Source organism: Cellvibrio sp. UBA7661, from assembly GCA_002483365.1.
Classification (GTDB): Bacteria; Pseudomonadota; Gammaproteobacteria; order Pseudomonadales; family Cellvibrionaceae; genus Cellvibrio.
Genome location: DLHT01000017.1, coordinates 125,966 through 136,978 on the forward strand (window position 1 = coordinate 125,966; position 11,013 = coordinate 136,978).

General features: G+C 46.5%; 9 protein-coding genes and 1 riboswitch. All 9 genes read left to right on the plus strand.

All coding sequences use genetic code 11. From position 1 onward, the window contains the following. The first annotated feature begins 252 nt into the window (after positions 1-252). The 9 genes from nhaD to parE all read left to right on the plus strand — a co-directional run bounded on the left by nhaD (position 253) and on the right by parE (position 10,864). Positions 253-1,512: a sodium:proton antiporter NhaD gene (nhaD, locus tag B2739_RS13785; RefSeq protein WP_331346428.1), complete on the plus strand. Its 1,260-nt coding sequence runs from the start codon at positions 253-255 to the stop codon at positions 1,510-1,512. Positions 1,513-1,675: 163 nt separating this feature from the next. Beyond that, on the plus strand, positions 1,676-2,917 hold the full coding sequence (locus tag B2739_RS13790) for a sodium:proton antiporter (RefSeq protein ID WP_331346429.1): 1,242 nt from the start codon (positions 1,676-1,678) through the stop codon (positions 2,915-2,917). Positions 2,918-3,042: 125 nt separating this feature from the next. Next, a riboswitch (TPP riboswitch) is annotated at positions 3,043-3,139 on the plus strand. Between the two features lie 71 nt (positions 3,140-3,210). After that, on the plus strand, positions 3,211-4,050 hold the full coding sequence (gene thiD / locus B2739_RS13795) for a bifunctional hydroxymethylpyrimidine kinase/phosphomethylpyrimidine kinase (RefSeq protein WP_331346430.1): 840 nt from the start codon (positions 3,211-3,213) through the stop codon (positions 4,048-4,050). A gap of 15 nt (positions 4,051-4,065) precedes the next feature. Continuing rightward, the gene (gene thiC / locus B2739_RS13800; protein WP_331346431.1) at positions 4,066-5,976 is read left to right on the plus strand and encodes a phosphomethylpyrimidine synthase ThiC; all 1,911 of its coding nucleotides are present in this window, start codon (positions 4,066-4,068) and stop codon (positions 5,974-5,976) included. Between the two features lie 52 nt (positions 5,977-6,028). Continuing rightward, positions 6,029-6,652: an NUDIX domain-containing protein gene (locus B2739_RS13805; protein WP_331346432.1), complete on the plus strand. Its 624-nt coding sequence runs from the start codon at positions 6,029-6,031 to the stop codon at positions 6,650-6,652. A gap of 163 nt (positions 6,653-6,815) precedes the next feature. Next, on the plus strand, positions 6,816-7,331 hold the full coding sequence (locus tag B2739_RS13810) for a DUF1249 domain-containing protein (protein WP_331346433.1): 516 nt from the start codon (positions 6,816-6,818) through the stop codon (positions 7,329-7,331). A gap of 206 nt (positions 7,332-7,537) precedes the next feature. After that, a complete protein-coding gene (cpdA, locus tag B2739_RS13815; protein WP_331346434.1) occupies positions 7,538-8,320 on the plus strand; it encodes a 3',5'-cyclic-AMP phosphodiesterase in 783 nt (260 codons plus the stop codon). 6 nt (positions 8,321-8,326) lie between these two features. Then, complete coding sequence (locus B2739_RS13820) at positions 8,327-8,908, plus strand: YqiA/YcfP family alpha/beta fold hydrolase (protein WP_331346435.1); 582 nt, start codon at positions 8,327-8,329, stop codon at positions 8,906-8,908. Between the two features lie 66 nt (positions 8,909-8,974). Further along, positions 8,975-10,864, plus strand: coding sequence for a DNA topoisomerase IV subunit B (gene parE / locus B2739_RS13825; protein ID WP_331346436.1), 1,890 nt, complete (start codon positions 8,975-8,977; stop codon positions 10,862-10,864). Positions 10,865-11,013: the final 149 nt, after the last annotated feature.

Consider the following 11,013-nt stretch of genomic DNA (forward strand, 5'->3'; position numbering starts at 1 on the left):
GTAACAGCTGCTTTTGGTCATTGTGCACTTATGGGTACTTGTCGTGTGAGTTTGGTTGGAAGTAAGTCCTGATATTGGTAGTTTTGCAAAAACTGTTGATTTTTTAGCCTATCCTGCATTTGTTTGATTGCTTCATCAAAATGCAACTTCTATCATGCGCGCCTAATTCAAGACGGGTTTATTTATCGCTGGCGCTCAGTCGCAGGTGCTCCTTCCCGCAGGATTTCTTTAACTTTATATAAAAGGTCTTATATGTCGATGTCCCTGGAAGTTGTCCTGATCATCTTTGCAGTGCTCGCGCTGCTGGGGGTGGTCTTCGAAGAAGTTATTCATATCAACAAAGCGAAAACCACGCTGTTCTTTGGCAGCCTTTCCTGGCTTGTCATGTTTATGTTTTCCGGTGGGCATGAACAACAAGACGTGATGCTGGACAAGTTAGATCACAATCTGTTGGAGATCGCGACGCTCTGGTTGTTCTTGATGGCAACCATGACATTCGTTGCTTATCTGAATGCCAAAGGAATTGTTCAGTCCGTTGTCCAGCGTTTGTGCCCGGCGCAAATGAGTACTCGTAGTCTGATGATTTTGGTGGCTTTGTTTGCGATGACGCTATCAATGATTTGCGATAACGTTACGGCGACCTTGGTTACGCTTGGGCTGGTGCATGCGTTTGATGTTGAGCAGAAAACCCGTATCAAGCTGGCTGTTTTGGTGGTGTTCGCTGTGAACTCCGGTGGTGTTGCGCTGATCACGGGCGATGTCACCACACTGATGATCTTCTTGTCTGGCCATGTGACTATGCCGCAACTTTTATTGTTATGGGTTCCGGCTATCGTGGGTGTAATGGTTTTGGCTGCATTGATGTTCCCTGGAGTGTCGGGACAAGTGACTACTGAAAAGAATGCTCGCACTTTCACAGGTATGGATTGGGCGATTGTAGGGACGTTTTTCAGTACTATCGCGTGCACGATGTTGTTCAATTTTTTCTTTGGTGTACCACCGGTGCTGACATTCTTGGTGGGTTTGTCGATCATGTTCTTTATAGGCCATTTCATGAATCTGGATCCGGAAGAAACCCAAATTCTTGAGTATGTCCGTCAGATCGAATACGAAACCCTGTTGTTCTTCCTCGGTATTTTGTTGTTGGTGGGCATGTTGAAAGAAATCGGTACATTGGATTTATTGACCAATTTCTACGCACAAATTGCACCGCAATACGCGAACTATTTGATGGGACTTTTCTCTGCACTGATCGATAACGTACCCCTGACGGCTGCATTGCTGAAGTCTGAGCCGGTTTTACCAACAGCCGAATGGTTGGCTTTAACCTACAGTGTAGGTGTAGGTGGCTCGTTGTTGGCAATTGGTTCTGCAGCAGGGATTATTGCCATGAGCAAAGTGAAAGGGCTGACTTTCGGTGCCTTCTTGCGCTACACCCCTCTGGTATTGATTGCCTATACCTGCGGTTATGCGGTGGCGTTAACACTGGCAAGTTTGGTATTCCCAAACTAGCGGCTAACCAGTGTGTTCAGGCTTTACAAAAACCGGGTTTTTACCCGGTTTTTGTGTTTATGAAGGCCGGAATTTACAGACAATTTATAATTGTCGTGTTGGTTTGCTGTCAGCATGCGCGCATTCTTTATTTACGTTTTTTAACTATTAATTTGGAGTCGCCATGTCTGCATTAGAGATAGCCAAGCTCGACCTTATGTATGTCGGGGTAATTATTTTCACGGGGTTACTGGGTGGGGTAATTGCCAAGAAAATTAAAGTACCCGATATCGTCCTCTTTCTATTAATCGGTATCGGCCTTGGCCCAACTATCGGTGGTCTTTTGCACGTACCTGCTGATTCCACCATGAACCAGATAATCCTCACCATTGGCGCTTGTTATTTGCTGTTTGAAGGCGGGGCGACTTTGCGCTTTGCGGTACTGAAGGAAATCTGGATTACCTTACTGGTCATTGCGTCTATCGGCGTGTTGATCACCGGTGCAATCATGACGGTTGCCGGTGTATGGATGGGCATTCCACTTGCAATTGCATTGGTCTTGGCTGCACTTACCGCATCGACGGACCCCGCGACACTGGTGCCAATCTTTAAACAAGTACCGATTCGCGATCGGGTATCCCAGACTGTAATGAGCGAATCAGCACTTAATGACGCCATGGGTGCTATTGCGACTTTTGCAGTAGTTGCATATGTCATGGGAACTGGCGAGGGGTTTAGTTTGACCCATTCTTTGGCTGAATTGGCGTATGAAGCTTGTGCCGGGGTGGTGCTAGGGGCCGTTGTTGGGTATAGCGCAGCGTTTCTGATGGCGCACAACACCTTCGGTATTTTCCGCGAGGTTACCCCATTTGTAATCATCTTGGCGGTTATCACGGTATTCCTATTGGCTGATGGTATGGGCGCTTCTGGTTTTATGGCAGTGTTTACCTGCGGGGTAATGATTGGCAACAAAGAGTCTTTCAGCTTGCCATTGGACCACCACGAACATGAATATTTAGAAGATTATGTTGGTAATACCGCGCTGTTAATGCGTATGTTTATTTTTATCCTGCTGGGTTCACAGGTCGATTTCCATTTGTTAAAAGAATACTTGGGCGTTGGTCTTGCACTGCTATTTATCTTTATCTTTATCGCCCGACCCGTCACCGTATTGTTGTGTGCAGGCCCTGATCGTCGTGCCAAGTGGACTTGGAAAGAATTGGTTTTTATGAGTTGGACGCGGGAAACCGGTGTTATCCCTGCAGCATTGGTGGGGATTCTGGCGGGTATGAAAGTACCCGGCATAGATGTTGTCGGTGCAATTACGTTCATTTTTATCTTGGGGACTATTCTGATTCAGGCACCTACAACAGCGCTATTAGCGGGTAAATTGGGCTTGTTGAAATCCCAGGAAAAATCCGAATAAGTACACGATGTATTAATCCAAAACGCCCGCAGGTAAACCCGCGGGCGTTTTTTTATGCAGTGAATATGATCAGCCTTAATCCAAAAGGTTTCTTTACTCGATCTTGCAACTTGAATAGACTGCCCACTTTCTTGTCGGGGTGCTGGTGCGATGTACTGGCTGAGATATACCCGCCGACCTGATCCGGTTAGTACCGGCGTAGGGAACGAGAGCCTCCTGTTTTAGCATGTCTTCATGCGTGGTCTTTTCTCTCCTTTCCGTGCCATTACCGATTAATGAATAACGGAAATCTAATGAATTCGCCTATTCAAACTGCCGCTCATACTCCTGGCATATCGACACCTATTGCATTAACCATCGCTGGTAGTGACAGCGGCGGCGGTGCAGGTATTCAGGCCGATTTAAAAACGTTTTCGGCCTTGGGGGTGTTTGGTGCAAGTGTAATTGCCTCCCTTACAGCCCAAAATACTTTGGGAGTGCAGGGTGTATTTCCTGTGCCTCCGGTATTTGTCCAGCAACAAATTCAATCAGTGCTCAGTGATTTATCGGTTGGTGCGATCAAAAGCGGCATGTTGGCTACGGCCGATATCATTGCTGCAGTAGCGGAGTCACTGAGTGCTTACTCCCACATCCCATTCGTTCTGGATCCGGTGATGGTTGCCACCAGCGGTGATCGATTATTGGCCGAAGATGCAATCCATACGTTGATTGAAAAACTGATTCCTTTGGCGAGTGTTGTCACGCCGAATTTGCATGAAGCGGCTGTATTATTAAATGAACCGGTTGCAACCAGTCTTGAACAAATGCAACTACAAGGCGAAAAAATTATCGCCTTGGGTGCGCGCGCAGTATTGATGAAAGGTGGACATACTAACAGTGAACAGGCGACCGATTTATTGGTGACGGCTGCGGGTGTGAGTGCATTTTCAATGCCGCGCTTAAATACAAAAAATACCCACGGCACAGGTTGTACCCTGGCATCTGCAATTGCGGCAGGATTAGCAAAAAAATTATCGCTTCATGATGCGGTAAATGAAGCAAAACACTATCTACACAATGCATTACTGCATTCAGAAAAATTACACATAGGGCAGGGTTCTGGTCCTGTACATCATTTTTATTCTTTTTATTAGGCAAGGGGCTCTACTATGAATACCAGCGTCGAAAAAATTCTTAGCCAAACTGCTGAAGTTGATAAAGCATCGGTGCAGCCATTTACTGGCTCAAGAAAAATCTATGTGCAAGGTTCACGTCCGGATATTCGTGTGCCCATGCGTGAGATTACCCTTGCTGATACGCCCACCGATTTTGGTGGCGAAAAAAATCCACCTGTACGTGTATATGATACGTCAGGTCCTTATACCGATCCTGATGCCACTATCGATTTGCGTACGGGGTTAGGTGATGTGCGTAGCGCGTGGATTGAAGAGCGCAACGATACTGAAATTTTGCAAGACAGCCATTCCGAATTTACCAAACAACGTTTGAGTGACAACAGCCTGGATCATTTGCGTTTTAATTTGACTCGCCAGCCGCGCCGCGCAAAACCGGGGATGAATGTATCGCAAATGCATTACGCCAAAAAAGGCATTATCACTCCTGAAATGGAATACATCGCCATTCGTGAAAACATGGCGTTGGCTCAAGCGCGTGAGTTAGGTGTACTTAAGGAGCAGCACCCGGGTATGAGCTTTGGTGCAAGTATCCCGGATGAAATCACGCCCGAATTTGTGCGCAGTGAAGTGGCGCGCGGACGTGCGATCATTCCGGCGAACATCAATCACCCGGAAGTGGAGCCGATGATTATCGGGCGCAATTTTTTAGTGAAAATTAATGGCAATATCGGCAATTCTGCTTTGGGTTCGTCGATCGAAGAGGAAGTGGAAAAACTTACCTGGGGTGCGCGCTGGGGCGCTGATACGGTCATGGATTTATCTACCGGTAAAAATATCCATGAAACGCGCGAATGGATTATTCGCAATTCTCATGTGCCGATTGGTACTGTGCCGATTTATCAAGCATTGGAAAAAGTAAATGGCGTTGCGGAAAATCTCACTTGGGAAATTTTTCGCGATACATTGATCGAACAAGCAGAGCAAGGCGTAGATTATTTTACTATCCATGCAGGTGTATTACTGCGTTATGTTCCGCTCACTGCCAAGCGTGTAACCGGCATTGTGTCGCGCGGTGGTTCTATTATGGCGAAGTGGTGTCTTGCGCATCACAAAGAAAATTTCCTCTACACTCACTTTGAAGACATTTGCGAAATCATGAAGGCTTACGATGTGAGCTTTTCATTGGGTGATGGTTTGCGCCCTGGTTCAATTGCCGATGCAAACGACGAGGCGCAATTTGGTGAATTGGAGACCTTGGGTGAGTTAACCAAAATCGCTTGGAAACATGACGTACAGTGCATGATTGAAGGCCCAGGACATGTGCCTATGCATATGATCAAAGAAAATATGGAAAAACAATTGGAAGTGTGTGACGAAGCACCTTTCTACACCCTTGGGCCGCTGACTACCGATATCGCTCCCGGTTACGATCACATTACTTCGGGTATTGGTGCCGCCATGATTGGTTGGTACGGCTGTGCCATGCTGTGTTATGTCACTCCAAAAGAGCATTTGGGGCTGCCAAACAAAGATGATGTGAAAGAGGGAATCATCACTTACAAAATTGCAGCGCACGCAGCAGATTTGGCAAAAGGCCATCCCGGTGCACAACTGCGTGACAATGCGTTATCCAAAGCGCGTTTTGAATTCCGTTGGGAAGATCAATTTAATTTGGGTTTGGATCCAGATACCGCACGCGCTTATCACGATGAAACCTTACCGAAAGATTCGGCCAAGGTCGCGCATTTCTGTTCTATGTGCGGCCCGAAATTTTGCTCTATGAAAATTACCCAGGAAGTGCGCGATTATGCTGCGCAACAAGGTGTTAATGTAGAAGGCATTAATGAGGATCAGCTGGTCCGTATGATTGATGTTGAAGCGGAAATGCAGCAAAAATCCAAAGAGTTTATGGAGCAAGGTGCCGAGTTGTACCATAAGGTGTAATTTTTCTTCCCAGCCTCCCTTTGAAAAAGGGAGGCGTTTAACAGGATTTATCATGATCGAAAAGCCTCAATTCACACGTGCGGATGTTGAAATTATTCGCCGGGAAGAAATGTACAAACGTTTTTTTCGTGTTGAAAAAGTATTTCTCAAACACAAATTATTTGATGGTGGTTGGGGGCAGGAAATTGGGCGCGAACTGTTTGTACGCGGTGAGGCTGTAGCAGTTGTGCTTTACGATCCTGTACGCGATTTGATTGGTATGGTGGAACAATTTCGTGTTGGCGCTTTGGACGAGCCTAATGGCCCATGGTGTTATGAAGTGGTGGCCGGCATGCTTGAGCCAGGTGAGTCGCCGGAAGAGGTTGCACGGCGCGAGCTTATGGAAGAGGCGAATGTTGAACCTTATGCGCTGGAATATATCTGCAATTACTTATCAAGCCCCGGCGGATGCAATGAAAAATTACATTTATATTGTGGCTTGTGCGATCTACAACAAGCAGGCGGTGTGTATGGATTACCGGAAGAAGGAGAAGATATTCGTGTGCACGTATTTCCTGCGGAAGATGTTTTTACCGTGTTGTTAGATGGAGCATTTAATAACGCTGCTGCATTAATTTGTCTGCAGTGGTTGCAATTAAATCGGACCCGATTACAAAATCAAGCTGTGCACGAATAAATTTTTCCAACCATTGACTTAGCTACAACTCTGGCTAACACTTCCATTACCAGTATGGTTTTACATTAACGCGCAGGCTTGTGTTTCTTTTCTCTATTTATCCGTTATGGCACGGTTTTTTAGGGAATTTTTATAATCCTTTTTGGGAAAACCCAAGGCTTTTATGTTCACATTGCGTACCGCCAAAGCTCAACCCGAATACGTTACCTACAAAGAGCGTTATAAGGTGGATTTGCCGTTGCAGATGGCCGAATGTGAGGCCAACTATTTGCGCTTGACCAAATTATTGGCATTGAATCATTCTGCTGAATTGCATAATCCGTCGCTGCATGAATTCCGCTTCATGGTGGCGCGTGGTGAACAACATTGGCTGCATGTGTTGCGTATTATCGAACGTTCGCCTTACACAACTACTTTGGAACTTAGTCGTGAAGCGGTAGGGTTCAGCTCAGATTGGTTGGCAATGCCGCGCTTGACCTTGCGGATGTACCATGATGCAAAACTTGCTGAGGTGTTGGCGTGGGAGGGACACAAGCGTTTGCGTCCGCGCTATGAATACCCCAATCAAGCGATGTATCACAGCGATGAAAAATATCAACTTAACCGTTTCCTTGGTGAGTGGTTAAAAGTGTGCCTTGAACATGGGCACAGTATGGATTCCCACATTTGTTTTGAATAAAACCCTTCCGGGTTAATTCCCGATTTCTTCACAAAATTTGCAACTATTGCGCATTTTTCCACAGTCACAGGGTGGCATAAAGCATCATTAGCGTATATCGTTGCGATTGAAACTTATCCATTTTGACATCCAAGTCAACGCCGTAAGAGTGAAGTCACTCTACAAATCAACCACAGAACCCGACTATCGAGGGACGAGAGCCGACAGTGCGTCTGATTCAGATAACCGATTGCCATTTGGGTTCGCAACATAGCGAAACCCTTCTGGGGTTAAATACCGACCAGAGCCTAGAGGATGTGCTTCAGCTTATCCAAAAGGTAGAGTCTGGCTTTGATCATTTAGTATGCACCGGTGATGTGGCCAGCGAAGGCCACGTCGATTGCTATCGCCGTTTCGCCCAAACTATCCGCCGCTTTTTTCCTCAGCCGCTAAGCTGGCTTGCAGGCAATCACGATTCAGCAGATATCATGTCTTCCAATCAGGATACATTGGGAATTCAGGGGCGCTTGGTCGATTTGGGGCATTGGTTGTTAGTGTTGCTGGATTCGAGTGTACCGGGACAAGTTTATGGCCAGCTTGGCGCAAGCGAATTGGATTTTTTGGAACATGTCCTGCAAAACCAAGCGGACAAACACGTTATTGTTGCGTTGCATCACCAACCAGTACCGGTCGGTAGTGTCTGGATTGACCAATACGTTGTTCGCAATGCCGATGCATTATTCAATTTGGTTGAAACTTGCCCGCAAGTCAAAATGGTGATTTGGGGACACGTCCATCAGGAATTCAGTGCGCGACGCAACCATCTTGCACTTTATGCAACTCCATCCACCTGTGTTCAATTCAAACCTTTATGTGATGATTTCACTGTGGATACCCAAATGCCGGGTTATCGTTGGTTTGAGTTAAACGATGACGGCACTTATGCGACAGGTGTAGTGCGCGTTACCGATAAACAATACGTTATTGATTATAAATCTGCAGGCTATTGATCGCTCATGGCTGCACTGCTGTATATCCACGGGTTTCTTAGCTCTCCTCTTTCTTTTAAAGCACAGCAAACAGCGCGTTGGCTGTCATCCGTTCATCCTGACATTGCGTTTTATTGCCCCCAATTACCCCCTTATCCGGCACAAACCCAATATCAACTAGAGCAACTGGTGGAAAGCCTTTTGCCGCAACCTGTTTATGTAATGGGCAGCTCATTGGGGGGATTTTGGGCAACCTGGTTAGCAGAAAAATATAACTTGAAAGCCGTGCTGATTAACCCAGCCGTGCGGCCGCAGGATTTTATGCCCGCCTATTTAGAGGTTGACCTGAAAAGTTATCACACGGATGATAGCTACCGTTTACATGCTGGGCATATCACTGAAATTATTGCAGCCGATATACCCGTAACGCGCCCAGCCAATTATTGGTTGTTATTGCAGACCGGCGATGAAACTCTGGATTATCGTCAGGCAGTGCAAAAATATGCCGGCTGCAAGCAAACAATAGAAGAGGGTGGTGATCATGCGTTCCAGGGGTTTGAACGCTATCTTGACGATTGCATTGTCTTTTTTCAGAAAACAGATTTTTAATTCACCGCTTTTGAATTCACAGTTCTTATTATTTACAGACATCCATTCACAGACATCAATTAAAAAATGGCTAATTATTCCGCAGAAGATATTGAAGTACTCACGGGATTAGACCCCGTAAAAAAACGTCCGGGCATGTATACCGAAACTACACGCCCCAATCACCTTGCACAGGAAATTATCGACAACTCAGTAGATGAAGCCCTTGCAGGCCATGCGAAATCCATTGAGGTCATTCTGCACAAAGACCAATCTGTTACCGTGATCGATGATGGTCGCGGTATGCCTGTGGATATTCACCCTGAGCAAGGAAAACCGGGCGTAGAAGTGATCTTATGTACACTCCATGCGGGTGGAAAATTTTCTAATAAAAACTACCAATTTTCTGGTGGTTTGCACGGTGTGGGCGTTTCTGTTGTTAACGCACTGTCAGAAAAATTAATTGTGACTGTAAAGCGTGATGGCAACGTGTATCGCATGGGTTTTTCCAACGGAGATAAAGCAACTGATTTGGAAATTATTGATACCTGTCCAAAACGCCAAACGGGAACCAGCGTTCACTTTTTACCGAATCCCACTTATTTCGATTCCAACAAATTTTCAGTTAGCCGTTTACGTCATGTACTGCGTGCAAAAGCAGTGTTATGCCCCGGTCTCACGGTTACGTTTGTTGATGAACAAACGGGTGAAAAAGATGTTTGGTATTACGAAGACGGTTTAAAAGATTATCTTGCCGGTGCAACCAAAGAATGGCTCACCTTGCCCGAGCAACCTTTCGTTGGCGATTTCAGTGGCCAAACAGAAGCGGTGAACTGGGCAGTGCAATGGTTGCCGGAAGGGGGTGAGTTAATTCAGGAAAGCTACGTGAACCTGATCCCCACCGCGCAGGGCGGAACCCATGTCAATGGTTTGCGCACAGGCTTGCTGGATGCACTGCGCGATTATTGTGAGTTCCGCAATTTGTTGCCGCGCGGAATAAAACTCGCGCCGGAAGATTTGTGGAATGCTTGCTGTTTCGTCCTGTCTTATAAACATGCCGACCCACAATTCTCGGGGCAGACAAAAGAGCGTTTGACATCACGCGAAGCGGCCGCGTTTGTCTCGGGGATTACCAAAGATGCATTTGCACTCTGGTTAAATCAGCACACAGAAGATGGCGACAAGCTGGCTGAATTTTGTATTAGCAACGCGCAAAAACGTGTGCGCGCCAGTAAAAAAATTGAGCGTAAACGTGTGACGCAAGGTCCTGCGTTGCCGGGGAAATTAGCTGACTGTTCCAGTGCTGATCCTGCGCGCAGCGAATTATTTTTAGTGGAAGGGGATTCAGCGGGTGGTTCGGCCAAGCAAGCGCGTGACCGTGAATTCCAGGCAATTATGCCGCTGCGTGGAAAAATCCTGAATACCTGGGAAGTGGTGTCAGAAGAAATTCTGGCAAGCCAGGAAGTGCACGATATTTCTGTAGCGATTGGTATGGACCCGGGCAGTGAAGATCTGAGTGAATTGCGCTATCACAAAATTTGTATCCTCGCCGATGCGGATTCGGATGGATTGCATATTGCCACCTTGCTCTGTGCGCTTTTTGTAAAACATTTCCCGGTATTGGTACGTCATGGCTTTGTGTATGTTGCTATGCCGCCGTTGTATCGTATCGATATCGGCAAAGAGGTCTATTACGCACTGGATGAGGGTGAGAAAAACGGTGTGCTGAATCGCATTGCCGCGGAAAACAAAAAAGGCAAACCCAATGTTCAGCGCTTCAAAGGGTTGGGGGAAATGAATCCTCTGCAATTGCGCGAGACAACAATGGCGCGTGATACTCGCCGCTTGGTGCAGCTCACCATGGACGAAGAAGATGGCACTATGCAGGTGATGGATATGATGCTGGCTAAAAAGCGTGCCAGTGACCGCAAAAACTGGCTGGAAGAAAAAGGCAATCTGGCGGAAATTATTGCCTGATTTTTTGACGGTTCGTATTTCAGTTACACCCTCCTAAAAGGCAAACCCACTGAGGTTTGCCTTTTTCGTTATTGGTGGGCGTATTCTTTTAATGCGACTGTGATCTGTTACCGATCCTTGTTAACAAATTCGCTCCTTGGCAAAACTTG